The sequence below is a fragment of the Pseudonocardia kunmingensis genome, from assembly GCF_006716445.1.
GTDB lineage: Bacteria > Actinomycetota > Actinomycetes > Mycobacteriales > Pseudonocardiaceae > Pseudonocardia > Pseudonocardia kunmingensis.
The window spans coordinates 320243-345258 of the sequence record NZ_VFPA01000006.1 but is presented as its reverse complement, the minus strand read 5'-3'; the positions used below and the strand labels follow the sequence as shown (position 1 = coordinate 345258).

General features: G+C 76.2%; 22 protein-coding genes. 18 read left to right on the top strand and 4 right to left on the bottom strand.

The annotated features are described in order from the left end of the window. Window positions 1-25: 25 nt before the first annotated feature. A complete protein-coding gene (locus FB558_RS38155) occupies window positions 26-484 on the top strand; it encodes a DUF1707 SHOCT-like domain-containing protein (protein WP_142062872.1) in 459 nt (152 codons plus the stop codon). Between the two features lie 78 nt (window positions 485-562). Here the strand turns inward: FB558_RS38155 and FB558_RS38150 are convergent, their stop codons facing one another. The 3 genes from FB558_RS38150 to FB558_RS38140 are packed head-to-tail and all read right to left on the bottom strand — an operon-like array spanning window position 563 to window position 3040. Beyond that, complete coding sequence (locus FB558_RS38150) at window positions 563-1354, bottom strand: pirin family protein (RefSeq protein ID WP_142062869.1); 792 nt, start codon at window positions 1352-1354, stop codon at window positions 563-565. A gap of 43 nt (window positions 1355-1397) precedes the next feature. Continuing rightward, complete coding sequence (locus FB558_RS38145; protein ID WP_142062866.1) at window positions 1398-2378, bottom strand: sugar kinase; 981 nt, start codon at window positions 2376-2378, stop codon at window positions 1398-1400. Beyond that, window positions 2375-3040: a bifunctional 4-hydroxy-2-oxoglutarate aldolase/2-dehydro-3-deoxy-phosphogluconate aldolase gene (locus FB558_RS38140; protein WP_246107061.1), complete on the bottom strand. Its 666-nt coding sequence runs from the start codon at window positions 3038-3040 to the stop codon at window positions 2375-2377. The genes FB558_RS38145 and FB558_RS38140 overlap by 4 nt, the downstream gene beginning before the upstream one ends. Before the next feature lie 23 nt (window positions 3041-3063). Between FB558_RS38140 and FB558_RS45000 the strand changes: the two genes are divergently transcribed. The 13 genes from FB558_RS45000 (at window position 3064) to FB558_RS38080 (ending at window position 16348) form a co-directional block, all read left to right on the top strand. Then, entirely contained in the window at window positions 3064-3210 is a 147-nt protein-coding gene (locus FB558_RS45000; RefSeq protein ID WP_246107060.1) for a hypothetical protein, read from the top strand. Between the two features lie 184 nt (window positions 3211-3394). Continuing rightward, window positions 3395-4351 carry a phosphate/phosphite/phosphonate ABC transporter substrate-binding protein gene (locus tag FB558_RS38135; RefSeq protein WP_142062860.1) on the top strand — a complete coding sequence of 319 codons (957 nt, stop codon included), beginning with the start codon at window positions 3395-3397 and terminating at the stop codon, window positions 4349-4351. Between the two features lie 5 nt (window positions 4352-4356). Next, window positions 4357-5151: a phosphonate ABC transporter ATP-binding protein gene (gene phnC, locus FB558_RS38130; protein WP_142062857.1), complete on the top strand. Its 795-nt coding sequence runs from the start codon at window positions 4357-4359 to the stop codon at window positions 5149-5151. Next, window positions 5148-6851: a phosphonate ABC transporter, permease protein PhnE gene (phnE, locus tag FB558_RS38125; RefSeq protein ID WP_142062854.1), complete on the top strand. Its 1704-nt coding sequence runs from the start codon at window positions 5148-5150 to the stop codon at window positions 6849-6851. The genes phnC and phnE overlap by 4 nt, the downstream gene beginning before the upstream one ends. A 121-nt stretch (window positions 6852-6972) precedes the next feature. Beyond that, window positions 6973-7743, top strand: a complete 771-nt coding sequence (locus FB558_RS38120) for a GntR family transcriptional regulator (protein WP_142062851.1) — start codon at window positions 6973-6975, stop codon at window positions 7741-7743. Continuing rightward, entirely contained in the window at window positions 7727-8155 is a 429-nt protein-coding gene (locus tag FB558_RS38115) for a phosphonate C-P lyase system protein PhnG (RefSeq protein ID WP_142062848.1), read from the top strand. Before FB558_RS38120 ends, FB558_RS38115 begins: the two co-directional genes overlap by 17 nt. After that, complete coding sequence (gene phnH, locus FB558_RS38110; protein WP_170231748.1) at window positions 8152-8745, top strand: phosphonate C-P lyase system protein PhnH; 594 nt, start codon at window positions 8152-8154, stop codon at window positions 8743-8745. Before FB558_RS38115 ends, phnH begins: the two co-directional genes overlap by 4 nt. 1 nt (window position 8746) lies before the next feature. Next, window positions 8747-9844, top strand: coding sequence for a carbon-phosphorus lyase complex subunit PhnI (locus FB558_RS38105; RefSeq protein ID WP_142062843.1), 1098 nt, complete (start codon window positions 8747-8749; stop codon window positions 9842-9844). Next, a complete protein-coding gene (locus tag FB558_RS38100; RefSeq protein WP_142062840.1) occupies window positions 9841-11685 on the top strand; it encodes an alpha-D-ribose 1-methylphosphonate 5-phosphate C-P-lyase PhnJ in 1845 nt (614 codons plus the stop codon). Before FB558_RS38105 ends, FB558_RS38100 begins: the two co-directional genes overlap by 4 nt. 5 nt (window positions 11686-11690) lie before the next feature. Further along, on the top strand, window positions 11691-12425 hold the full coding sequence (locus FB558_RS38095; protein ID WP_142062837.1) for an ATP-binding cassette domain-containing protein: 735 nt from the start codon (window positions 11691-11693) through the stop codon (window positions 12423-12425). Further along, window positions 12422-13624 (top strand): alpha-D-ribose 1-methylphosphonate 5-triphosphate diphosphatase, encoded by a 1203-nt coding sequence (locus FB558_RS38090; RefSeq protein ID WP_142062834.1) that lies wholly within the window; start codon window positions 12422-12424, stop codon window positions 13622-13624. The genes FB558_RS38095 and FB558_RS38090 overlap by 4 nt, the downstream gene beginning before the upstream one ends. Then, window positions 13621-14436, top strand: coding sequence for an inositol monophosphatase family protein (locus FB558_RS38085; protein ID WP_246107059.1), 816 nt, complete (start codon window positions 13621-13623; stop codon window positions 14434-14436). The genes FB558_RS38090 and FB558_RS38085 overlap by 4 nt, the downstream gene beginning before the upstream one ends. A 103-nt stretch (window positions 14437-14539) precedes the next feature. Beyond that, the gene (locus FB558_RS38080) at window positions 14540-16348 is read left to right on the top strand and encodes a flavin-containing monooxygenase (protein WP_142062831.1); all 1809 of its coding nucleotides are present in this window, start codon (window positions 14540-14542) and stop codon (window positions 16346-16348) included. 32 nt (window positions 16349-16380) lie between these two features. On the opposite strand, the gene FB558_RS38075 is transcribed toward FB558_RS38080, so the two are convergent. Continuing rightward, window positions 16381-16821, bottom strand: coding sequence for an Lrp/AsnC family transcriptional regulator (locus FB558_RS38075; RefSeq protein ID WP_142062828.1), 441 nt, complete (start codon window positions 16819-16821; stop codon window positions 16381-16383). A 144-nt stretch (window positions 16822-16965) separates the two neighbouring features. Here FB558_RS38075 and FB558_RS38070 point away from each other — a divergent pair, with 144 nt between their 5' ends. From FB558_RS38070 to FB558_RS38055, 4 genes are all read left to right on the top strand, one after another. After that, entirely contained in the window at window positions 16966-20391 is a 3426-nt protein-coding gene (locus FB558_RS38070; RefSeq protein WP_142062825.1) for an indolepyruvate ferredoxin oxidoreductase family protein, read from the top strand. Next, on the top strand, window positions 20388-22070 hold the full coding sequence (locus FB558_RS38065; RefSeq protein WP_142062822.1) for an ABC transporter transmembrane domain-containing protein: 1683 nt from the start codon (window positions 20388-20390) through the stop codon (window positions 22068-22070). The genes FB558_RS38070 and FB558_RS38065 overlap by 4 nt, the downstream gene beginning before the upstream one ends. Beyond that, entirely contained in the window at window positions 22067-23842 is a 1776-nt protein-coding gene (locus FB558_RS38060) for an ABC transporter ATP-binding protein (RefSeq protein WP_142062819.1), read from the top strand. Before FB558_RS38065 ends, FB558_RS38060 begins: the two co-directional genes overlap by 4 nt. Window positions 23843-24005: 163 nt before the next feature. After that, a complete protein-coding gene (locus FB558_RS38055; RefSeq protein WP_142062816.1) occupies window positions 24006-24872 on the top strand; it encodes a L,D-transpeptidase family protein in 867 nt (288 codons plus the stop codon). Window positions 24873-25016 lie beyond the last annotated feature (144 nt).

Genomic DNA, 25016 nt, shown 5'->3' with positions numbered 1-25016 from the left:
CCGCGCCGCGACGACCATCGGGGGCATGACGACTCCAGCGACGTCCCCGATCCCCGCACCCGGGCTGCGCGCCTCCGACGCCGAGCGCGAGGCCGTGGCCGACCGGCTGCGTGCCGCCGCGGCCGACGGCCGCCTGACGATGGCCGAGGCCGACGAGCGCCAGGCCGTGGCCTACGCCGCGGTCACCCGCGAGGAGCTGGTCCCGCTCACGGCGGACCTGCCCGGCCCCGAGCCCGACCCCGCCACGCAGCCGGTTCCCCGCCGCCGCGGCGGCCCGCTCACCGCCGCCGCCCGCCGCCGCCTCGCCGTGCACGCGGCGATCGTCGGCGTGCTCGCCGTGTTCCTGGTGACGCGGTGGGCGATGGGGCCGGTCGCGTTCTTCTGGCCGGCATGGCCGATGCTGTGGCTCGGCCTGAGCGTGCTGCTGCACCACCGCTGGGCCCCGCGCGACGCGGCCCCACCGACGGTCCCGGCGACCATCTGACCCGCCGCACACCGACTTCCGCGCTGCCGCACCGACTGCAGTCGGTGCGGCAGCACCACGATCGGTGTGCGAGCGGCGCTACGGGGCGGCGGAGGCCGCGGCCGGGGGGCCGCTGGCCACCACGAGCCGGGCGCCCGCGGGCCCACCGCGCAGGGCCAGGTGGCCCGCGATGCCCGGCTCGGACCAGGCCGTCTGGCGCAGCCCGACCGGCCGGTCGTCGCCGACCGCGGCCTCGCCGGCCACCACGAGCGCGAACGCGCGGTGGGCAGGCGGCACCGGCAGCGCCAGCGCCGCACCCGGATCGAGCGTGACGAGCACGAGCTGGACCGCCGACACCGGACGGGCCGGCCCGACCACACCGTCCACCGTCCCCGCCACGACGTCGACGACCGCGCCGGGGCGCGTGAACCGGGGCCGGTCGGCGGAGCGAAGCTCCTGGTGCCCGGGCGCGGCGTCGCGCAGGCCGGCGGGCAGGTCCACCCACAGCTGCAGCATGTGGACGTGCCGCCCGGGAGCGGCGACCTCGCGGTGCTCGATCCCGCGACCCGCGGTCATCCACTGCGCGTCGCCCGCGTGCAGGACGCCGGCGCCGCCCGTGCTGTCGGCGTGCGCGAGCGCGCCGTCCAGCACGACGGTGGCGGTCTCGATGCCGTGGTGGGCGTGCGTCCCGAAGCCGTGCGTGCTGAACCGGTCCTCGGTGAGGACGCGGAACGGGTCGGTGCGCGCCGTGGCCGTGACGTGCACCCACCGGTCGTCGACCTCGGCGTCCGGCCCGGTGTGCAGCCCGTCCTCGACGCGGTCGACACCGCGGCCCGCGAGCACTACCCGCCCACCGGCTTCCCGGCCTGCCGGCGCGCCGTCGGTGGCCATGGGGCGTTGCCTTCCTGTGTCCGCTGTCGGAGGGGTGGGGCGCTCAGCGCTGGACATCCTCCTCGGCGCCGAGCAGGGCCAGCTCGTGGGGTCGCGGCGAGGCCTCCCAGTCACCGGGCACGGTCACCGCGAGCGCGCCGGTGACCGCCGCCGTGCGCAGCCGTTCGGCGACGTCGCGGCCGGCGAGCCGGCACGCGAGGTAGCCGGCCACGAAGGCGTCGCCCGCGCCCACGCTGTCGACCGTCTGCACCGGCAGCGCGGGGACGTCGATCAGGTCGCCGTCGATCAGCGCGGTGGCGCCGCGGCGACCGCGCTTGACGACGACCTCGGCCGGGCCGAGCGCGGCCAGCGCGGTGGCGAGCTCCTCGGGACCGGACTTCTCCGGATCCTCGATCTCCAGTGCGATGCGGGCCTCGTCGTCACCGGCGAACAGCATGTCCGCGCCGGCGGCGAGCTCGCGGAACACCGGCGCGGCGGTGGCGGCGTCCCACAGCCGGGAGCGGAAGTTCAGGTCCACCGACACCGGCACGCCCGCCCCCCGCGCCCGGCGCACCGCCTCGCGCACCGCGGCGGCGGGCGACTCCCCCAGCGCGGGGGTGATGCCGGACAGGTGCAGCACGCCCGCCTCCTCGACGACGCCCGGGGGCAGGTCGTCGGGGCACAGGTGCGAGCCGGCGCTGCCGTGCCGGTAGTAGGTGACGTTCTGGGCGGAGCCGGTGCGCCGCTCCCGGAGCATGAGCGCGGTGGGCGCGTCGTCGCGCTGGACGAGGCAGCGCACCCGCTCGGCGAGCAGGTGCCGCTCGACCAGGTCGCCGATGGGGTCGCGCCCCAGCCGGCCGATCCAGGTGGCGGGCACGCCGAGGCGCGACACCCCGATCGCGACGTTCGACTCGGCGCCGCCCATGGACAGGCGCATGCCGCGGGCCAGGGAGAGCGGGCCCACGTCCTCGGCGACGAGCAGCCCCAGCGTCTCCCCGAGCGTGACCAGCCCGGTGCCGGGTCGCGGCGCGCTCGGCGCGGTCATCGCCGCGCCGCCGCGACGGCCGCGCCGGCCCGCTCCGCGAGGGCGCCCAGGTCGCCGTCGGCCGACAGGGCGTCACCGATCAGCGGCCCGCCCATGCCGACGGCCAGCGCCCCCGCCGAGAGCCACGGGCCGATGTCCTCGGCGCCGACGCCCCCGGTGGGCACGACCGGGATGTCCGGGAGGGGGCCGCGCACGGCCTTGAGGTAGCCCGGGCCCAGCGACCCGGCCGGGAAGAGCTTCACCGCGCTCGCCCCCGCCTTCCAGGCCTCGACGATCTCGGTGGGGGTGAACGCACCCGGGTAGCTCGCCACGCCGCGGCGCAGCGCCGCCGCGATCACCTCCTGGTCCACGGACGGGGAGACGACGAACGTGGCACCGGCGTCGACCGAGCGGTCCACCTCCTGCGCGGTGAGGACCGTGCCGACGCCGACCTCGACGTCGGACGGGACGCGGGCGGCGAGCCGCTCGACGACCTCGAGCGCGCCGCGCGTCGTGAGCGTCAGCTCGAGGCTGCGAACGCCCGCCTCGACCAGGACGTCGACGACGGCCTCGGCGCGGTCGGCGTTCTCGGCGCGCAGGATCGCGACGACCCGGGTGGCGGCCAGCTGGGCGCCGACCGGGATGCGCTGCGGAGCGTCCTGGCGTGCGGTGGCGTCGGTCACAGCCGGTGGTCCCCTTTCCTCGGGTGCCGGAAACGGACCTGGGCCACGGCTCCGACGACGACATTCAGTGGTGCGAGTTCCGCGTAGCAGAACCCGGTTCCACATTCTTTCCGCTGATGATGCGCGAGCGGCGGCAGCGCGACAAGTCCGGGACGTCGCGGCGCGCGTGACGCCGGCCTCGGCCACCACCGGCGTCATTATCGACATCCCGGTGCGCGCCCTGTCCGCCCCGGTACCCCCAACCGTCGGGCCCCGTTCGCCCGCGGGCCACCCGGACGTGTCGGGCCCGGCACCCGGCCGCATCACGCTCGCTGCCGTCCGTCACCCCGGCCTGCACGTCCCAGGAGCTCCCTCATGACCCCCACCCTCCGCCGCGCCGCCGTCGCCGGCACGTGCGCGGCCCTGTTCGCGCTCACCGCGTGCGGTGAGAGCGCCGTCGAGTCGCCCGATTCCTCCAGACCGTCCGGATCGGCGCAGACGCTCGTCTTCGCGGCCGTGCCGTCGGAGGAGTCGACGTCGTTGCAGCAGAGCTACGCGTCGGTCATCGCGATGCTCGAGCGCGAGACCGGTGCGACGGTCGAGTTCCAGAACGCCACCGACTACGCGGCCGTCATCGAGGGCATGCGCGCCGGGCAGATCGACATCGCCACGTTCGGCCCGTTCTCCTACGTGCTGGCCAAGGGCCAGGACCCGGGCATCACGCCGGTCGCGGCGAGCGTCGACGCGCCGGGCGAGGAGCCGGGCTACCAGTCCTACGGGATCACGGCTGCCGACTCGGGCATCACCGACCTCGCCGGTTTCGCCGGCCGCACCGTCTGCTTCGTGGACCCGAACTCCACCTCCGGCTTCCTCTACCCGAGCGCGGGCCTGATCGAGGCCGGCGTCGACCCGGCCGCCGGGGTCACGCCGGTGTTCGCCGGCGGGCACGACGCGTCGGCGCTGGCCGTCGCGAGCGGGCAGTGCGACGCCGGGTTCGCCTACGACACCATCGTCGACACGCAGCTGATCGAGACCGGGCAGCTGCAGCCGAGGCAGCTGCGCACGGTGTGGCGCTCGGAGACGATCGCCGGCTCACCGGTGGCGCTGGCGAGCGACGTCGACCCGCAGCTGCGGCAGACGATCGCCGACGCGTTCGCGCAGAAGGCGAACGTCGACTACCTCGCCGCCAACGGCTTCTGCGCGAGCGCCGCGGAGTGCGAGACCGGTGAGGAGCGCGGCTGGGGCTGGGTCGCGGTCGACGACGCGCTCTACGACGGGGTGCGCCGCGTCTGCGACGTCACCGAGGCCGAGTCCTGCACGAGCCTGGACTGATCGCCGTGACGCACGCACCGGAGGTCGTCCTCGAGCTCGCCGGGGTCCACAAACGCTTCGACGGCGGCGCGCACGCGCTGGACGACGTGTCGCTCTCCGTCCACGCGGGCGAGGTCGTCGTGTTGCTCGGCGCGTCGGGCTCGGGCAAGTCGACGCTGCTGCGCCACGTCAACGGCCTGCACGGGCCGTCCGCAGGCCGCGTGCAGGTGCTCGGCACCGACGTCGGCACGGCCGGCGGCGCGGCCCTGCGGCGGCTGCGGCGGCGCGTCGGCATGGTGTTCCAGCAGTTCCACCTCGTCGGCGGGCTCACCGTGCTGGAGAACGTCTGCACGGGCGCGCTCGGGACGCTGCGCGGCCCCCGCCTGGGCCTGCCCACCTACCCGCGGCGGGTGCGTGCGGCGGCGCTGGAGCAGCTGGACCGCGTCGGCCTCGCCGACCAGCGCTTCCAGCGCGCCGACACCCTGTCCGGCGGCCAGCAGCAGCGGGTGGCCGTGGCCCGCGCGCTGCTGCAGCGGCCCCGGATCCTGCTCGCCGACGAGCCCGTGGCCTCGCTCGATCCCGAGTCCGCGACGCAGGTGCTGGAGCTGATCGCCACCCTCGCCCGCGAGGACCGGCTGACCGTGCTGTGCAGCCTGCACCAGGTGGACCTGGCGCTGGCGCTGGGCGAGCGGGTGGTCGGGCTGCGCTCCGGGCGGGTGGTGCTGGACCGGCCGGTGGCCGAGCTGGACCGCGACGCGGCGATGGAGGTCTACACCGGCCGGTCCGCCGCCCCGGCCGGCGCACCGGTGCTCGCCACGTGACCGCGCTCGTCCCCGCGCAACGCAGCGGCCCCCCGGAGGACCGCGGCACGCTCGCCCGGCCCACGCGCACCGGCACCGCCGCCGTGCTCGTGCTGATCGCGCTGCTCGGCGCGGCGCTGTGGTCGGTGGCCGAGCTGCGGCTGAACGTCGCCACGCTCGTCGACAGCGCCGGCAACGCCGCCGACTTCCTCGGTCGCACGCTGCCGCTGGACTTCCCGCCGCTCGCCGAGGTGCTCGTGCTCTGCGGGCAGACGCTCGCCATCGTCGTGTGCGCCACCCTGCTCGCGGTGCTGCTCAGCGTGCCGGTCGCGGTGCTCGCCGCCGGCAACACGAGCCCCGCCCCGGCGGCGCGGTACGGGGCCCGCGCGCTCGTCGTCGTCGCCCGCGCGGTGCCGGACGTGGTGCTCGCGATCGTGTTCTTCCGGCTGTTCGGCCTCGGCGCCGCCGCGGGCGTGCTCGCGATGGGGCTGCACTCGGTCGGCATGGTCGCCAAGCTCTACGCCGACGCGATCGAGCAGGTCGACGAGGGACCGCGCACGGCCGTGCGCGCCGCCGGAGCGGGCCGGCTGCAGGAGCTGGTGAGCGGGGTCCTGCCGGCCGTGCTGCCGGCGTTCGTCGCCACCGCGCTGCACCGCTTCGACATCAACCTGCGCATCTCGGTGGTGCTCGGGTTCGTCGGGGTCGGCGGGCTGGGCTTCGAGATCGCGGGCGCGCTGCGCCGGCTGGACTACCAGCGCGGGATGGCGCTCGCGCTCGTCGTGCTCGGGCTGTGCGTGGTGGTGGAGCTGGTGTCCGGCGCGGTGCGCCGGGCGCTGCTGGGCGGGGCGGGCGAGTCCGGCCGCAGGCGCGGGCCGGGCGCCGCGCTGGCCGCGCTGCTGCGCGGGCGCGCCGGCCGGGCACCGGCCCCGCTCGCGACCGGGCGGCTCACCCCGCCGTGGACGGGCCGGCGCCTCCGGGCCGCGCTGTACGCCGCCGTGACCGTGCTGGCGATCGCGCTGTCGGTGCCGACGGCCGGCCTCTCCCCCGCGGTGCTGCTGGGCGGGCTGGTGGAGCTGCCGGCGACGCTGGGTCTGTTCTGGCCGCCGAGCGCGGGCGGCATCCTGCCCGACCTGCTCGCGGAGCTGGCCGTCACCGTGCAGATCGCCCTGGCCGCGACGCTGCTCGGGGCCCTGCTCGCGCTGCCGGTGGGCGCGCTGGCCGCGCGCAACGTCGCCCCGACACCGGGGATCGCCGCGGCGTTCCGCGCCGTGGTCGTGGTCGTCCGCGGGCTGCCGGAGCTGATCCTCGCGATCGTGTTCGTCGTGATCACCGGGCTCGGCCCGGTGGCGGGCGCGCTCGCGCTCGCGATCGGCGCCGTCGGGCTGCTCGGCAAGCTCGTGGCCGACTCGCTCGAGGAGACCGACGTGCGCGTGCAGCAGGCGGTGCGGGCCACGGGCGCGTCCCGGCTGCAGGTGTTCACCGCGGTGACCCTGCCGCAGGCCGCGCCCGCGCTGGTGGCGCACCTGCTCTACCAGCTCGACGTCAACATCCGCTCCGCCACCCTGCTCGGCATCGTCGGGGCGGGCGGCATCGGGTTCTACCTGCTCAACGCCTCGAGGGTGCTGCAGTTCGGCGTGGTCACGACGATCATGCTGCTGGTCTTCGCCACGGTCATGGCCGTGGAACTGCTCGCCCTCTGGCTGCGCCGGGCGGTCGCGTAGCGCTCCGGCGGTTCCCGCCGCACCGGAGCCCGCGACAACCTCCGCGCCCGTTCACGCCCGTTTCCCCGCCCGTTACCGGCGACGCAGTTGTTCGGACAAGCCCACCCGACAGGGTGATCACGTGACGGCAACCCGGTACCTGGAGATCGCCGACGAGCTCGCCGCCGAGCTCGCCGGGGCACCCGCGGGCACCCGCCTCGACGGGGAGCACGGGATCGGCAGGCGGTTCGGCGTGGGCCGCGCGGCCGCGCGGGCCGCGCTGCAGGAGCTGGAGCGCCGGCTGCTGGTGCGGCGGGTGCAGGGGGCGGGCACGTTCGTGAGCCGGCGCATCGACTACACGATCGCCCACGACCGCCGCCCGTCCTGGCACGAGACCGTGGCCGCGGCCGGTGCCACCCCGCGCAGCGTGGTGCGGAGCATCGAGACCCGGCCGCTGCCGGCCGAGCACGCGCCCGCGCTGGGGCTGCCGGCCGGCACACCGTGCCACCGGCTCGTCCGGCAGTCCTACATCGACGACCTGCTCGCGGCGCGCGGCGAGGAGTGGGTGCCGGTGGAGCTGGTGCCCGACCTCGGCCTCGCCGTGCACGCCGCCGACTCGCTCGACCTGATCCTGCGGCAGGTGGCGCGCGTCGAGCCGGTGCGCGCCTGGTGCCGGGTGAGCCTCGACGTGCCGCCACCCGCGGTCTGCGCCGGGCTGGAGATCGAACCGAGCCGGCCGGTGTGGCTGGTGGAGAGCCTGAGCCGCGACGCCGGGAGCGGGCGCGCCGTCATGTGCAGCAGGTCCTGGATGCGCTCGGACGCGATCCGCGTGGTGGTCGAGCTGGGCTCGGCCGCCCCGAGCGGAGCGAGGGCTGATGACACCGAAGGAGAGGAACATGGACGTCTCGCGTGAGGAGCGCACGGCGCTGCTGGCGCTCGCGCGGTACGAGGAGCTGGTCGGGCTCGCCGACGCGTGCCTGGCCGACGGGGTGGCACCCCGCGTGTTGCGGTCCCCCGAGGTGGGATGCGTGGCCACGCAGGTCACCGAGCCGATCGCCGGCGAGCGGTTCCTGCTCGGCGACGTGCTGGCCGTACAGGCGGAGGTGGAGCTGGGCGGCGCCCGCGGGTGGGCGATGCGCCTGGGCGACGACCGCGCCGCGGCGCTCGCCGCCGCGATCTGCGACGCCGAGGTGCAGGCCGGACGGCCGCGCGCCGCGGACGTGCTCGCCCTGTGCGGGCGGGTGGCCGCCCGCGAGGCCGCGGCCGACACCGCCGAGTGGGCGCGGCTCGCGCCGACCGTCGTCGAGTTCGAGGAGCTGACGTGACCGCCCCTGCTCTGCCTGCCCTGCCGGTGCTGCCGGTGCTGGATCCGGACACCGCGCAGCGCGCGTTCCGGGCCGTGCTCGACGCGCTCGCCCGCCCCGGCGTGCCGGCCGCGCTGCCGCCGGCGGGCGACGTGCCTGCCGCGCTGCTGCCGGTGCTCGCGCTCGCCGACCTCGACACCGGGGTCTGCGTCCTCGGGGACACCGGCGGCGCCTGGGCGGACGCCCTGACCACGGCGACCTCCGCCCCGGCGGCCCCGCTCGCCGCTGCCCGGCTGGTGGCGGCCCTGCGCCCGCTCGCCGCGGGCGAACTCGCGACCGTGCGCACCGGCAGCGCGGCCGCGCCGGAGGACGCCGCGCTGGTGGCGCTGGCGGTCCCGGACATGAACGGCGGGCCGGCGCTGCGCCTGTCCGGGCCCGGGGTGCCCGACACCCGGACGGTCGCGCCCCGCGGGCTGCCCCCGGACCTGGTGACCGCCCGGTCCGGCGCCGCCTTCCCCGCCGGCGCCGACCTGCTGCTGGTGAGCCCGGACGGCACCGTGCTGGGCCTGCCCCGCACCACCGTGATCGAGCCGGAAGACGAGGAGGTCTGAGATGGGCTACTCGGGAGCCCGCGGCGGGCTGGAGGCGATCCTCGCCGCCGAGCGGCTGGTGCGCGACGCCCGCGACCACGCCCCGGCGCCGTGGGCGTCGACCGACCAGATCACCGGCCGGTTCCGGCTCGCCGTCGACCGCGTGCAGGGCGAGGCCGGGCTCTACCACGAGCCCACCGCGGCCGACGCGTTCCGCCAGGCCGAGGGCGACACCCTGGAAGCCGCGCACCTGGTGCGGGCGCACCGCTCCACGCTGCCGCGGCTGGCCGTCTCCGAGCCGGTGGACCCGGACGAGATGGTGGTGCTGCGCCGCATCGTGCCTGCCCACCGCACCCCCGACGGCCCGCAGCTGTTGGGCCGCACGACCGACTACACCGGCCGGCAGCTGGAACGCGAGACCCCGCCGGCCGCGGCGGCGCCACCCCCGTCCGAGCCGACGGCAGCGGCGGAGCGCAGCGCGCAACAACGCCACCCCACCCGGTTCTCGGCGTTCCTGCGGTCGATGGACCTGCTGGTCGAGCACCCGCCGCCGGACGACACCCCGCCGTTCGACGTCACCCGCCGCCCGGCCCGCCCGCCGGCGCCCCGCTCGGCGGTGCTCGCGTCGATGGCGCGCGCCGAGACCGGCGCCCTCGTCGGGCTCTGGTACCGCTCCATCCTCGGCCCCGACGGCGACATCCACGAGGTGACGCTCGGCGAGGTCCGCCACGGGCACCTCCCGCTGCGGGTGCGGCACCCGCACACCGGCAACCCGGTCGAGATCGGGCGCTTCCGCGCCACCGAGACCGAGGCCATCGAGGACCTCGACGGCGCCGACGAGGACCGCACGCGCTTCGACGTCGGCTACGGCCTGTGCTTCGGGCACAACGAGCGCAAGGCGATCGCGATGGCCAACCTCGACATCGCCTGCCGCCGCTTCGGCCGCACCGGCCCGCTCGAACAGCTGCTGCTGCTCACCACCGACGGGCTCGACTCCGCCGGGTTCCTCGAGCACCTGAAGCTGCCGCACTACGTCACGTTCCGCTCGATGGTCGAGCGCAAGCAGGCCATGCGCGCGACCGGCGTGTCGACCGAGCCTCCCGGAAGGGACTGCCGATGACCCTCGCGACCACGACCGGCGTGGACGACCTCCTCGCCGGCATCGACGCCACCGCCCCGCCCGCCGGGATCCTCGACGAGGGCGCCAAGCGCGAGATCCGCCGCGCGGCCCTCACCGCCGTCTGCGTGCCCGGCTACCAGGTGCCCTTCGGGTCCCGGGAGATGCCGGTGGCCCGCGGCTGGGGCTCCGGGGGCCTGCAGGTCACGCTCGCCGTGATCGGCGAGACCGACACCGTCAAGGTCATCGACCAGGGCGACGACGCCGGCGTCAACGCCACCAACCTGCGCCGGCTCATCGCCGGCAGCACCGGCAGCACCGAGTCGGCGGACTCCCGCGAGGCCACGATGATCCAGACCCGGCACCGCGTGCCGGAGCAGCCGCTGTCCGACGGTCACGTGCTGGTGCTGCAGGTGCCGGTGCCCGAGCCGCTGCGCGGCGTGCAGCGCTCGGTGGTCGAGTGCGCCCGCATGCATGCCGAGGCCGACTACTCGACGATGTGGGTGAGCCTCTACGAGGACCTCGTCCGCAACGGCGTGATCACCAAGTCCACCGGCTACCCGGTGCTCGTCGGCGGCCGCTACGTCATGGCCACCACGCCGATCCCGCGCTGGGACGTGCCCCGGCTGCACCGCTCGGAGCACCTGAGCCTGTTCGGGGCCGGGCGGGAGAAGCGGATCTACGCGGTCCCGCCGCACACCGACGTGGAGCCGCTGACGTTCGACGACGTGCCGTTCGAGGTCGAAGACGCCCAGGCGGTCTGCGCCCGCTGCGGCTCGGACGACACGTTCCTCGTCGACGCCGGCAAGGGCCGCTTCGCCTGCAGCGACACCGAATGGTGCGCCCGCGTGGTGGACGGCGATGCGGACGGAGTCGCCCACCGGAAGGCGGCCCCGCTGCACCTGCTCCCCGACCCGACGCGGCGGGCGGGCTCCCCCGCCGTGGTTCAGGAAAGCCACGTTGCTGTCCCACAGGTTCATGAACGTGGCTTTCCTGAACTTTCCGGGCCGGAGTGGGCGCTGCTCGTCGAGGGCGTCGGGAAGGTCCACGGGCCCGGGGGCGCCGCCGCCGTCCCGGGCACCGGGCCCGAGCACCGGACCGCTGTCAGCCCGGCGACCGGGGCGATCGTGGCCGCGTGGGACGTCGGGTTCGACGTCGCCCCGGGCGAGGCCGTGGGGCTGATCGGCGAGTCCGGCTCGGGCAAGTCGACCGTGCTGCGGTGCGTCGTCGGCGACGAGCGGGCCACCGCGGGGCGGATGTTCCTGTCCGCCGTCGACGGCGGCGCCACCGACGTGTTCACCCTGGACGGGCCGGCGCGGCGCAGGCTGCGGATCGCGACGCTCGGCATCGTCCACCAGGACCCCTCGGACGGGCTCGCGCTGAACGTCACCGCGGGCGGCAACATCGCCGAGCGGCTCACCGCCGCCGGCTGGCGCAGCTACGGCGCGATCCGCGCCCGCGCCGCCGAGCTGCTCGACCGCGTCGAGGTGCCGCTGTCGCGGATGGACGACCCGGTCCGCACGTTCTCCGGCGGCATGCGCCAGCGCGTGCAGATCGCGAAGGCGCTGGCCACCGACCCTACAGTGCTGCTGCTCGACGAGCCCACCACCGGGCTCGACGCGTCGGTCGCCGCCGGCGTGCTGGACCTCCTGCGCAGCCTGCTCGCCGAGCGCGACGTCGCCGCGGTGGTCGTGAGCCACGACTTCGCGGTGATCGAGGCGCTCACCGACCGCTCGCTGGTGATGCAGCTGGGCCGCGTGGTCGAGCAGGGCCTCACCGACCAGCTCTTCCGCGACCCGCACCACCCCTACACCCAGCGGCTCGTCGCCGCGGCCCGGAGGTGAGTCCCGTGAGCCTGGTCCTGCAGGTCCGCGACCTCGTCAAGACGTTCACGCTGCACACCGTCGACGGGCGCACCGTCGGCTCCCTGGACGGCGTCGACCTGGACGTCGCCGCGGGCGAGCACGTCGCGCTCGCCGGGCCCAGCGGCGCCGGCAAGTCCAGCCTGCTGCGCTGCGTGCACCGCACCTACCTGCCCGACGCGGGCACGGTGACGCTCTACGGCCCGGAGGGGCCGGTCGAGCTCACCGCGCTGCCGGACCGGGCGCTGGCCCGGCTGCGCTCGCGCGAGCTGGGATACGTCGCGCAGTTCCTCGCCGCCCCGCCGCGGACGGGCCCCCTGGAGCTGGTCGCGGCCGCGGCCCGGCGCCGCGGGCTGGACCGCGACGCCGCCACCGACGCCGCCGCGGCGGCCCTGCGCCGGCTCGCGCTGGACGAGGCGCTCTGGGACGTCGACTGCGGGGTGCTCTCCGGAGGGGAGCGCCAGCGCGTCAACCTGGCCGCCGCGACGGTCCGGCCGCCCCGGCTGCTGCTGCTCGACGAGCCGGTGTCCGCGCTCGACCCGGCCAACCGGGAGCGGGCGTTGGAGCTGATCGCGTCGCTGTCCGGCGCCGGGGTGGCCGTGCTCGCGGTGTTCCACGACATCGACGCCATGCACACCCTCGCGACCCGCGTGGTGGAGCTGCGGGACGGCCGGATCGCCGCGCAGGGCACGCCCGCGCAGGTGCTGGGGGCGGCGGCGTGACCGCGGCGACCGCGGCCCCGGGCTGGTCGCTGACCCGGCCCCCCGCCGACTACGTGCTGGGTCACGTCCGCGCCGTGCTGACCGACCGCGTGCTCGACGACGCGCGCGTCGTGGTCCGCGACGGGCGGATCGCCGAGATCGCCCCGCACCCCGCCGGCGCGCCCGCCGACGTGGACGGGGGCGGCGCGTTCTGCCTGCCCGGCCTGGTCGACGTCCACTCCGACGGGCTGGAGCGCGAGCGGCTGCCGCGCCCGGGCGCCGAGGTGCCCTGGCGGTTCGCGCTGCTGTCGTTCGAGGGCAAGCTGCGCGCGGCCGGGATCACCACGGTGTTCCACGGGGCGTCGTTCGAGCAGGGCGGCGACCCGCCGTCGGTGCGCTCGGTCGCCGGGGCGCTGGCGCTGTGCGGGGAGGTGGGCGGGCGCGGCGCCGGGCCGGTCGAGCACCGGGTGCTGCACCGGCTCGACGTGCGCTCCCCCGAGGGGCTCGCGGCGCTGCGGGCCCGGCTGGACGCGCTCGACCCGGCGGCGGGGCCGGTGGTCGTCTCGCACGAGGACCACACCCCCGGCCAGGGCCAGTTCGCCGACCGCGCCTACTACGAGCAGTACGTGATGGGCACCCGCGACCTCACCGCCGCGCAGGCCCGCGCGCACGTCGACGCGTTCGTCGTCGAGCGGGAGGCCAACCTGGCCGTCCGGGACGAGTCGCTGACGTGGCTGGGCGGGCGGGCGCGGGCCGGCGCGGTGCGCCTGTTCGGGCACGACCCCGTGTCCGCGGCGGAGGTCGCGGCGCTCGCGGAGCGCGGCGGGGCGGTGGCCGAGTTCCCCACCACCGTCGAGGCCGCGGTCGCCGCCCGCGAGCGCGGCATGCCGGTGGTCATGGGCGCGCCCAACGCGCTGCGCGGCGGCTCCCACTCCGGCAACACCTCCGCCCGCGAGCTGGTGGCCCGCGGCCTGGTGACCGCGCTGGCATCGGACTACCTGCCGTCCGGGCTGCTGGCCGCCGCGTTCCTGCTCGCGGCCGAGGAGGTGGCCACCCTGCCCGCGGCGGTCCGCTTGGTCACGGCGGGCGCGGCGGAGGCCGTCGGGCTCGGCGACCGCGGTGCACTGGCTCCCGGCGCCCGCGCCGACCTCGTGCTCGCCGAGGCCGGACACCCGTGGCCGGTGGTGCGGGCCGTCCTGCGCGCGGAGGAGGCGGCGTGACGCCGGGGAGCTGGCCGGTCCCCGAGCCGATGCTGCCCGCCGGCGTGCACCCGGTGCTCGCCGACGCGGTGCGGGCCGCGACCGCGGCGCTGCACGCGGCGCGTCGGGCCCACGACCGCGCCGGGCTCGCCGAGACCGTCGCCATCGGGGCCGACGGCACCCCGACCATGCGCGTGGACGCGCTCGTCGAGGAGGCGATCACGGCGGCCGCGCAGCGGCACCGGGTGAACGTCCTCAGCGAGGAGGTCGGGTTCCTCGACGCGGGGTCGGCGGTCACGCTGGTCATCGACCCGCTCGACGGCTCGGCGAACGCCGCCGCCGGCGTCCCGCTGTCCTGCGTGGCGGGCGCGCTCGCCGTCGACGGCACGGTCACCGAGGCCCTCACCTGCTGGGCCGACACCGGGCGCTGCTGGCACGTCCGCGCCGGCGACCCGCCCGGCTACCGCACCAGCGGCAGGCGCGCCCTGGACGGGGCCGCGGTGAGCCTGCTGCGGCCGCAGGAGCGCAACGCAGGCGCCTGGTGGCGGGTGGCCCGCCGCGCGGCCCGCGTGCGCATCCTGTCCAGCAGCTGCCTGGAGGCCGCGCTCGTCGCCGAGGGCGCCACGGACGCGTTCGCCGACGCGGGCTCGGACACCCACCGGATCGTCGACCTCGCCGCCGCGCTGCTGATGGTCCCGGCCGCCGGCGGTGCGGTCCTCGACGTCGCAGGCCGGCCGCTGGAGCTCGACCCCGACCTCACCCGTCGGTGGTCCGGCGTCGTCGCGGCCACCCCGGCGCTGGCCGCCGAACTGGCCGCCGCGATCAGGGGCTGAGCTCCTCCCCCTCCGGACGGGCAGGTTGACCGGACCGCGGCGGCGTGCGTTCACTGGGGCAAGCGTCGGCGCCGGGGCCGGCGCCGGGCGAGAAGGAGCGAGCGTGACCCAGACCCTCGATGCCTCCACCGCGGTCCGCGACCGCGTCGAGAACTGGCTGGCCGGCTTCGAGGCCGCACTCACCGCGGGCGACGCGGACGGCGTGGCCGCGCTCTTCGCCGCCACGTCGTTCTGGCGCGACCTGGTGGCGTTCACCTGGAACCTCACCACGGTCGAGAACCGCGACGGCGTGGCCGACCTCGTGCGGGCCACGGCGGAGGCCACCGGGGCGCACGGCTTCCACCTCACCGAGGAGCCCGCCGAGGCCGACGGCGTGACCGAGGCGTGGATCGCCTTCGAGACCGCCGTCGGGCGGGGCCGCGGGCACCTGCGCCTGACCGACGAGGGCGCCTGGACGCTGCTGACCACCCTCTACGAGCTGAAGGGCCACGAGGAGCCCCACGGCACGCAGCGCCCCAAGGGCGTCGAGCACGGCGTGCGTCGGGGGCGCCTGTCCTGGGAGGAGGCGCGCGAGGCGGAGAACGCCGCGATGGGCGGGTCCGCGCAGCCCTACGTGGTGGTCGTCGGCGGCGGGCAGGGCGGGATCGCGCTCGGCGCCCGCCTGCGCCAGCTCGGGGTGCCGCACGTGGTGGTGGACCGCCACCCGCGTCCCGGCGACCAGTGGCGCAGCCGCTACAAGTCGCTGTGCCTGCACGACCCCGTCTGGTACGACCACCTGCCCTACCTGCCCTTCCCCGCCAACTGGCCGGTGTTCGCGCCGAAGGACAAGATCGGCGACTGGCTGGAGATGTACACCCGGGTCATGGAGATCAACTACTGGTCCTCCACGACGTGCCGGAGCGCCTCCTACGACGCCGACGCGCACGAGTGGACGGTGGTGCTGGACCGCGACGGGGAGGAGGTGGTCCTGCACCCGAAGCAGCTCGTGCTGGCCACCGGCATGTCCGGCAAGCCGAACGTGCCGGTCATCCCCGGGCAGGACCGGTTCCGCGGCGAGCAGCACCACAGCTCGCAGCACCCGGGTCCGGACGCCTACGCGGGCAAGCGCGTGGTGGTGATCGGCTCGAACAACTCCGCGCACGACATCTGCGCCGCGCTGTGGGAGCAGGGCGTCGACGTCACGATGGTGCAGCGCTCCTCGACCCACATCGTGCGGTCGGACTCGCTGATGGACCTCGGCATGGGTGACCTGTACTCCGAGCGGGCGGTCGCGAACGGGATCACCACCCAGAAGGCGGACATGATCTTCGCCTCGATCCCCTACCGGATCATGCACGAGTTCCAGAAGCCGATCTACGACAAGATCCGCGAGCGCGACGCCGAGTTCTACCGCCGCCTGGAGCAGGCGGGCTTCTGGCTCGACTTCGGCGACGACGAGTCCGGCCTGTTCATGAAGTACCTGCGCCGCGGCTCGGGCTACTACATCGACGTCGGTGCGTCCGAGCTCGTGGCGAACGGCGACGTGAAGCTGGTGCACGGGGCCGTGCGCGAGCTGACCGAGGACGCCGTGGTGCTCGAGGACGGCACGAGCCTGCCTGCCGACCTCGTCGTCTACGCCACCGGCTACGGCTCGATGAACGGCTGGGCGGCCGACATCATCAGCCAGGAGGTCGCCGACGCCGTCGGCAAGGTGTGGGGGCTGGGCTCGGACACCGCCAAGGACCCCGGGCCGTGGGAGGGGGAGCAGCGCAACATGTGGAAGCCCACCCGGCAGGAGGGGCTGTGGTTCCACGGCGGCAACCTGCACCAGTCGCGGCACTACTCGCTGTACCTGGCCCTGCAGCTCAAGGCCCGGTGCGAGGGCATCCCCACCCCGGTCCACCGGCTGGCGGAGACCCACCACACGGCCTGAGACCGGGTCAGCGCCACACGGCCTGGGGCCGCTCAGCGGCGCAGCCACGAGCCCAGGACCATCAGCGTCCGGGTGCCGGTCACCGAGCCGGAGCGGCGCAGGGTGTCGATCACCTGCTGCAGGTGCGCGAGGTCGCGCACCTGCAGCTGGACCAGCGCGTCCGGGTCGCCCGCGAGCGTGAACACCGCCTGCACCTCCGGGATCGTCGAGACGGAGCGGACGATCTCGTCGACGCGCGTGGTGCCGAGGAAGCGCAGCTCGATGAACGCCTCCACGCCCGCGCCGAGCTTGGCGTGGTCCACCTGCACGGTGAAGCCGGTGATCACCCCGGTCTCGCGGAGCCGGTCCACGCGCCGCTTCACCGCCGCGACCGAGAGCCCCACCTCGGTGGCCATCTCCGAGTAGGTGCGGCGGGCATCGGCGCGCAGCAGCTCGACCAGCAGCCGGTCGGTACCGTCGATCTGTCTGGCCATGGCGCCCTCCCGCGCAAAGATCTCGAGCCGGTGTGGATCGAATCACAACAGCTTTGCGAGTGCGCTCGCCGGCGGCCCGGCGGTACTTGCGCGCGCGGTCGAGAACGGGTCTGCTCGTCGGCACCCGCCCTGACGGAGGACCCCGTGACGCCCACCACCACCACGTCCGCCCCGGTCACGCTCGACGACAAGTACACCGCCCGCCACGGCCGCGTGCTGCTCTCCGGCATCCAGGCGCTGGTGCGGATGGTGCTGGAGCAACGCAGGCTCGACTCCGCCCGCGGCCTGGACACCCGCGCCTTCGTGACCGGCTACCAGGGCTCGCCCCTGGCCGGGCTGGACCAGGAGATGGCGCGCGCCGCCCGGTTCCTCGACGACGAGGGCGTCGTCTTCCGTCCCGGGCTCAACGAGGAGCTGGCGGCCACCGCCGTCGCGGGCACGCAGCTGCTGCGCCAGGCGCCGGGACGGCGCCACGAGGGCGTCACCGGCTTCTGGTACGGCAAGAACCCCGGGCTCGACCGCGCCGCGGACGCCATCCGGCACGGCACCCTGGCCGGCACCACCACCCTCGGTGGGGCCGTCGCCCTCATCGGGGACGACCCTGCGTGCAAGTCCTCCACCGTGCCGAGCACGTGCGAGCCGATGGCGCAGAGCCTGCTGCTGCCGCTGCTCGCGCCCGGCTCGGTCGCGGAGGTCGTCGAGCTCGGACTGCACGCCGTGGCGATGTCGCGCGCCAGCGGCCTGTGGACCGGCCTGAAGATCGTGGCCGACGTCGCCGACGCCGCCGCCACGGTGGACGTCGGCGCGCTGCGGCCCGACCTGCCGGTGTCGGAGCGCGCCGAGGACCCGCCCCGCACGCTCGTCGGCGCCGCCGCGCTGGACGCCGAGCACGACGCCCTCACCCGGCGCCTCGACCTCGCCCGCGCCTACGCCCGCGCCGCGGGGCTCAACCGCGTCACCTTCAGCGCCCGCCGGGCGCGCCTGGGCGTGCTCGCCTCCGGCACGTCCGCGGCCACCGTGCAGCGCGCCCTCGACGACCTCGGGCTCGACGAGCCCGCCATGGAGGAGCTCGGCCTGCGGACCATCACCCTGGCCATGCCGTTCCCGGTCGACGCAGCCTCGCTCGCCGAGCTCACCGCGGGGCTCGACGAGGTGCTCGTCGTCGAGGACAAGGTCACCTTCCTCGAGGACCACCTCAAGGCCGCGCTCTACGGCCGCCCCGGCGCGCCCCGCGTCGTCGGGCGCCACGACCTCGACGGGCGCCCGCTGCTGTCCGCCCGCTCCGCGCTCGGCGCGGAGGACGTCGCCCGCGCGCTCGCGTCCCGCATCGGCGCGGACCGGCTGCCGCGCACCGCCGCCGTCCACCTGGACGCGATGGAACCCGCGAAGCCGTCGCGGATCACGCTCCCCCTCGCCGCGCGCACCCCGTTCTTCTGCTCCGGCTGCCCGCACAACACCTCCACGCGCACCAGCGAGGACACCCTCGTCGGGGTCGGCATCGGCTGCCACGCCATGATCGCGCTCGACGGCGCGGGCCGCGGCCACCAGCTCGGGCTCACCCAGATGGGCGGCGAGGGCGCGCAGTGGCTCGGGCTGGCCCCGTTCACCGACGACCGGCACTTCGTGCAGAACCTCGGCGACGGCACGTTCCACCACTCCGGGTCCCTGGCCATCCGCGCGGCCGTCGCCGCGGGCGTCACGATGACCTACAAGCTGCTCTACAACGACGCCGTCGCCATGACCGGCGGCCAGCGGGCCGAGGGCAGGCTCGACGTCCCCGCACTCACCCGCTGGCTCGCCGTCGAGGGCGTCCGCCGCGTCGTGGTCACCACGGCCGACCCGGGCAGCTACCGGGGCGTGGCGTTGGACCCGATCGCCACCGTGGCGCACCGCGACGAGTTCGCCGCCGCGGAGCGGGAGCTGGCCGGGGTCGACGGCGTCACCGTCCTGATCCACGACGACCGCTGCGCCGCCGAGGAGCGGCGGATGCGCAAGCGCGGGAAGCTGCCCGCACCCACCGAGAAGGTCGTGATCAACGAGCGGGTCTGCGAGGGCTGCGGCGACTGCGGCGAGGCCTCCACCTGCCTGTCGGTGCAGCCGGTCGAGACCGAGTTCGGCCGCAAGACCCGCATCCACCAGGCCTCCTGCAACACCGACCTGTCCTGCCTCAAGGGCGACTGCCCCTCGTTCCTGCTCGTCGAGCCGCGGGAGCGGGGTCCGCGACCGGTGCCGCCGCCACCATCCGGGCTGCCCGAGCCGGAGAGCCGCCTCACCGGGGACACCGCGCTGCTGCGCATGCCCGGGATCGGCGGCACCGGGGTGGTGACCGTGTCGCAGATCCTGCAGATGGCCGCCCACCTCGACGGCAGGTGCGCCGCCGGGCTGGAGCAGACCGGGCTGGCGCAGAAGGGCGGCCCGGTCGTGAGCGACGTGCGCATCGCGAAGCAGCCGGTGCGCGGGGCGCTGAGGGCCTCGCGCGGCACGGTCGACGTGCTGATCGGCTTCGACCTGCTCGGTGCCGCCGCGCCCGACTCCCTCGCCACGACCCGGCCGGGGCACACGATCGCCGTGGTCAGCAGCGCGGTGGTGCCGACGGCCGCCATGGTCACCGGTCGGGCCGCGGTGCCCGGCTCCCCCGCCGAGGCGCTGGAGCGCATCAGCGCGGCCACGCGGCCCGACGCCGCGTTGCACGTCGACGCCCAGGGCCTGTCCGAGGCGCTGTTCGGCGACCACATGCCGGCCAACATGCTGCTGGTCGGCGCGGCGTTCCAGCACGGCTGCGTGCCGATCTCCGCCGACGCGATCGAGCAGGCGATCCGGCTGAACGGCGCCGCCGTCGCGGCGAACCTCGCCGCCTTCGGGTGGGGCCGGGCGGCGGTCGCGGACCCGGCCGCGGTCGCGGCCGCCACCGGCACCCGCGACGCCGCTCCCCCCGCTACCGGGCTCGCCGACGTCCTCGCCACCCGGGTCGCCGACCTCACCGGCTACCAGGACGCGGGCTACGCGGACCGCTACGCCGAGGAGGTCACCCGCGTCGCGGCCCTCGCCGCGGAGCGCGCCGGGGCGGACGCGGGCGAGCGCGTCGCCGTCGCCTACGCCACCGGGCTGCACAAGCTCATGGCCTACAAGGACGAGTACGAGGTGGCGCGGCTGCACCTCGACCCGGTCGAGCGGGCCCGCCGCGACGCCGAGTTCGGCCCGGACGCCGCCGTGTCGGTGCTGCTGCACCCACCGGTCCTGCGGGCGCTCGGCATGACGCGCAAGATCCGGCTGCGCCGCACGGCAGGCCCGGCGTTCCGAGTGCTGCGCGCCGCCCGCGGCCTGCGGGGCACCGCGCTCGACCCGTTCGGGCACGCCGAGGTGCGCCGCGTCGAGCGCGCGCTCGTCGGCGAGTACCAGGCGCTCGTCCGCGAGGCGCTGGAGCACCTGCGCCCGGACACGGCCGACGCCGTGGTGGAGATCGCCGCGCTGCCCGACACCGTCCGCGGCTACGAGGACATCAAGCTTCGCAACGTCGCCGCGTTCCGGGAACGGGCCGCGGCCGCGCTGGAGGAGCTCGCCCGGCTGTGAGTGGATACGAGTGCCATGACACTCGTATCCACTCACGGGGCGGATTCGGCCTCCTGTGGTGGCTGGTCGTCCGGCAGCGCCGCCGGGTCGCCGCCGGGGCGCTGTTCGGCACGCTGTCGATGGTCGTGCTGGTGCTGCCGCCCTTCGTCATCGCGCGCGCCGTCGACGAGGGCCTCGTGCCGGGGAACCGGGCCGCGCTCGCCGGCTGGGCGGGTGCGCTGCTCGCGGTCGGGTGCGCGCACACGGCGCTGAACGTCCTGCGCCACCGCACGATGTCGAAGATCCGGATGGACGCGTCGTTCGGGCTGGCCGAGGCCCTCCTCACGCACGCGGCACGACTGGGCGCGCAGCTCCCGCGCCAGGTCGGGGCCGGGGAGGTCGTCTCGATCGGCATCGCCGACGTCCTCACCGTCAGCACCACCCTCACCATCGCCGGCCCCGGGGTCGGCTCGGTGATCGCCTACGTCGTGGTGGCGGTGCTGCTGTGGTCGGTCTCGCCGGTGCTGGCCGCCGTCGTCGTCCTGGGTGTGCCGCTGTTCGGGGTGCTCGTCACCCCGCTGCTGCGCCGCCTGCGCGCGGTGGAGGCGGTCTACCGCGAGCAGCAGAGCGGCCTGGCCGAGCGGCTGGTGGACATCGTCGGGGGCCTGCGCGTGCTCGCCGGGCTCGGCGGCGAGGAGACCTTCGCGCGCGCGTACCGGCAGCGCTCCCGGGCGCTGCAGGTGCTGGGCCACCGCGTCGGCGCGACCACCAGCTGGATCGAGGCACTCGGCATCGGCCTGCCGGTGCTGTTCCTCGGCGTCGTCACGTGGCTCGCGGCCCGCATGGCCGCCTCGGGTGCGGTGACCGTCGGCGAACTGCTCGCGGTGTACGGCTACGCCGCGGTCCTCGTGGTGCCGGTGGCGTTCTTCGTCGAGGGCGGGCACCAGCTCACGCGCGGCCTCGTCGCGGCGGCGCGCGTGGCCGGGTTCCTGGCGCTCGCGCCCGACCCGGCCGACGGCACCCAGGGCCCCGCGACGGGATCGGCGCTCCGCGACCCGGTCTCCGGCGTCGAGGTGGCTCCGGGCGCGTTCACGGCGCTGGTCAGCGACCGCCCCGCCGAGTCCGCCGCGGTGCTGGAGCGGCTCGGCCGGTTCACCCCGTCCGACGCGACGTGGGGCACGACCCGCCTCGACGCCGTGGCGGCGGCGCCGCTGCGCGCACGGGTCCTGGTCGCCGACACCGAGGCCGACCTGTTCGCGGGCCCGCTGCGCGAGGTGCTCGCCGGGCGCGGCGACCCCGACGACCCCGCGCTCGACCGCGCCGTCACCGCCGCGATGCTCGACGACGTCGTCGCCGGGCTGCCCGGCGGGCTGGACGCGCCCGTGGAGGGACAGGGCCGCAACCTGTCCGGCGGCCAGCGCCAGCGCGTGCGCCTCGCCCGGGCACTGCTCGCCGAGCCGGAGGTGCTGCTGGCGGTCGAGCCCACCTCCGCGCTGGACGCCCACACCGAGGCGGCGCTGGTGCAGCGGCTGCGGACCGCGCGCGCCGGGCGCACCACGGTGGTCACCACGACGTCACCGCTGGTGCTCGGCCACGCCGACACCGTGTGCTTCCTCGTGGGCGGCCGGCTGTCCGCCACCGGCACCCACCGCCACCTGCTGGCGACCGACCCGCGCTACCGGGCGGTGGTGGCGCGGTGACGCTCCCGGTCGCCACGCCGGCCGCCGCCCGCCGCGCGGCGCTGCGGCTGGTCCGCGCCGACGCGCGCGCGGTGGCCGCGATCCTCGGGCTGAACGCGCTCGCCGCCGCCGCGGGGCTGGCCGGCCCGTGGCTGCTGGGGCGCATCATCGACGAGGTCCGGGCCGGGCGCGGGCCCGACGCCGTCGACCGCCTCGCCCTCGCGATGATCGCCTTCGCCGCGGTGCAGCTGGTGCTGGCCCGCTCCGCGCGCACCGCAGGGCACCGCTTCGGCGAGCGCGCCATGGCCCGCATCCGCGAGCAGTACGTCGAGCGGGTGCTGGCGCTGCCCTCCGGCGTCGTGGACCGCGCCGGGCCGGGGGACCTCGCCGCGCGCGGCACCGGCGACGTGGCCGCCGTGGCGCTCACCCTGCGCGACGCCGGCCCGGACATGCTCGTGGCGGGTGTCCAGGCGCTCTTCCTGATCGCCGCGGTGGTCGTGGTCGCGCCGCCGCTCGGCGCATGCGCGCTGCTCGGGCTGGTCGGCACGTGGTGCGCCGCCCGCTGGTACATGCGCCGCGCGCACGCCGCCTACCTCGCCGAGGGCGCCGCCAACGCACAGGTCGCCGAGGTTCTCGCCGCCACGGCCGCGGGCGCGCGCACTGTCGAGGCGCTCGGGCTGGCGCAGCGCCGCCTGGCCGCGGGCCGCGCCGCGATCGCGGAGGGCAGGCGCACCCGGATGCGCACGCTGGGTCTGCGCACCGTGCTGCTGCCGGGCGTCGACCTCTCGCACGCGGCCCCCGTGGCCGGTGTCCTAGTGCTCGGTGGCGTGCTGCACGCCCAGGGAACGATCAGCGTAGGGGCGGTCGCCGCGGCCGCGCTGTACCTGCGCCAGCTCGTGCAGCCGATGGAGACGATCCTGTGGCGCCTCGAGCAGCTGCAGGCCAGCACGGCCGCGTTCGCCCGCGTCGAGGGGCTCGCCACCGCGGCGACCCCGCGCCCTGCCGACCCGGCCCCCACCTCCGACGGCGGGCGCACCGCCCCGCCGCACGGCGACCGCGTCGTGGTGCGCGGTGTGCGCTTCGCCTACCCCGGCACCGGGCGCGACGCCCTGCACGACATCGACCTCGACCTGCGACCGGGCGAGCGGCTGGCGCTCGTGGGGCCCTCCGGGGCCGGCAAGTCGACCCTGGGCAGGCTGCTGGCCGGGGTCGAGGCACCCCGGGCCGGAACCGTCGCGGTGGGCGGCGTCCCGCTCGCCGGGCTGGGCCGCGAGGAGCTGCGCCGCCACGTGCTGCTCGTGACACAGGAGCACCACGTCTTCCTGGGCACGGCGCGGGAGAACCTGCGGATCGCCGCCCCCGCGGCCACGGACGCCGAGCTGCGCGCCGCGCTGGCCGCCGTCGGTGCCGACCCGCGCGACGTGCTGCCCGACGGCCTGGACACCGTGCTCGGCCCCGGCGGCCACCGGCTCGACGGCGCCGCCGCCCAGCAGCTCGCCCTCGCCCGCGTCGTGCTCGCCGACCCGCACACCGTGGTGCTCGACGAGGCCACGGCGATGCTGGACCCCACCGCGGCGCGGCGCACCGAGCGCGCGCTCGCCGCCGCGCTCGCCGGGCGGACGGTCGTCGCCATCGCCCACCGCCTGCACACCGCCCGCGACGCGGACCGGGTGGTGGTCATGGAGCACGGCCGCGTGACCGAGCTCGGCACGCACGACGAGCTGGTCGAGAACGGGGGCGCCTACGCCGGTCTGTGGGGCTCGTGGCACGGGACACGCCCGACCATCGGGTGACACACGGCCCCTCGGACGCGCGATATGCGGGCCTCCCGCACCGCCGTGGCGCATGATCACGGGGATGCTGGCCGGCACGCGCCGATCCGCGACGTTGCGCATCCGTGACGTTTGGATCGACGCTCCTCCGGGCATGATCGTTTGTTGACCCGAGGAGAGCGCGATGGCCGACGCCCCCACCCACGAGAAGCGCGTGCCGGCGTCTGACGCCCCGCGGTCCGGTGGGCGCGGCGCGGTCCGGGTCGCGATCGCCCTCGTGGTGGTGGGCGCGATCGCCGTCCTCGTGGGCGTCGCCGATTCGCTCGGCGCCGGCCCCGCGGCCGTCCTGCCGCCCGCGGCCGCCACCGCACCGACGTCCACGGACCCGGCGCCCGCGACCACGCCGCCGGGCACCACCACCCCGGCGCCCACCCCCGAACCCGAGCCGGAGCCGCAGTCGTTGCGGCTCAACGACGAAGGCCCGCGCGTCCTGGAGATCCAGCAGCGCCTGAGCGAGCTGGGGTACTGGCTCGGCGAGGTCGACGGTCACTACGGCCAGCTCACCCGCCAGGCCGTGATGGCGTTCCAGAAGGCCGAGGGCCTCACCCGCGACGGCATCGCCGGGCCGAAGACCCGCGAGAAGCTGCCGTCCGCGTCCCGGCCCGAGCCCGAGGACGCCGAGGGTGACCGCATCGAGGTGGACCTGGAGCGCCAACTGCTGATGGTGGTCCGCGACGGGCGGGTCCTGTGGACCTTCAACACCTCGACCGGCAGCGGCGAGGCCTACGACCGGCCCTCCGGCGGCACCGGGGTCGCGCGCACCCCGCGCGGCGAGTACGAGGTGGAACGCCAGATCAACGGCATCCGGCGCGCCGAGCTCGGCGTGCTCTACCGGCCGAAGTACTTCCACGGGGGCATCGCCGTGCACGGCTCGGGCAGCATCCCGGCCGAGCCCGCCTCGCACGGATGCGTCCGGTTGACCAACGACGCCATGGACCTGCTGTGGTCCAGCGGGGTCGCCGACGTCGGCACGGAGGTCGTCGTCCACTGAACCGGCTGTCGCTCATGGTCGAGCGCCAGGTGGGTCACCGCAGAGCTGGTCAGAAGGGCGGTGGGACGGTCTCGTCGAAGGACGTCGGCGGGTCGGTGGGCCTGCGCGCGAAGTACCCGTCGTAGTCCTGCTGCGACATCCGCG

What these genes read in the sequence shown, in the direction of transcription:
- FB558_RS38145 (WP_142062866.1), bottom strand. Translation starts at nt 2,378, where the DNA reads ATGACCGCGCCGAGCGCGCCGCGACCCGGCACCGGGCTGGTCACGCTC.
- FB558_RS38135 (WP_142062860.1), top strand. Translation starts at nt 3,395, where the DNA reads ATGACCCCCACCCTCCGCCGCGCCGCCGTCGCCGGCACGTGCGCGGCC.
- FB558_RS38100 (WP_142062840.1), top strand. Translation starts at nt 9,841, where the DNA reads ATGACCCTCGCGACCACGACCGGCGTGGACGACCTCCTCGCCGGCATC.
- FB558_RS38115 (WP_142062848.1), top strand. Translation starts at nt 7,727, where the DNA reads ATGGACGTCTCGCGTGAGGAGCGCACGGCGCTGCTGGCGCTCGCGCGG.
- FB558_RS38150 (WP_142062869.1), bottom strand. Translation starts at nt 1,354, where the DNA reads ATGGCCACCGACGGCGCGCCGGCAGGCCGGGAAGCCGGTGGGCGGGTA.
- FB558_RS38055 (WP_142062816.1), top strand. Translation starts at nt 24,006, where the DNA reads ATGGCCGACGCCCCCACCCACGAGAAGCGCGTGCCGGCGTCTGACGCC.
- FB558_RS38075 (WP_142062828.1), bottom strand. Translation starts at nt 16,821, where the DNA reads ATGGCCAGACAGATCGACGGTACCGACCGGCTGCTGGTCGAGCTGCTG.
- FB558_RS38155 (WP_142062872.1), top strand. Translation starts at nt 26, where the DNA reads ATGACGACTCCAGCGACGTCCCCGATCCCCGCACCCGGGCTGCGCGCC.
- FB558_RS38105 (WP_142062843.1), top strand. Translation starts at nt 8,747, where the DNA reads ATGGGCTACTCGGGAGCCCGCGGCGGGCTGGAGGCGATCCTCGCCGCC.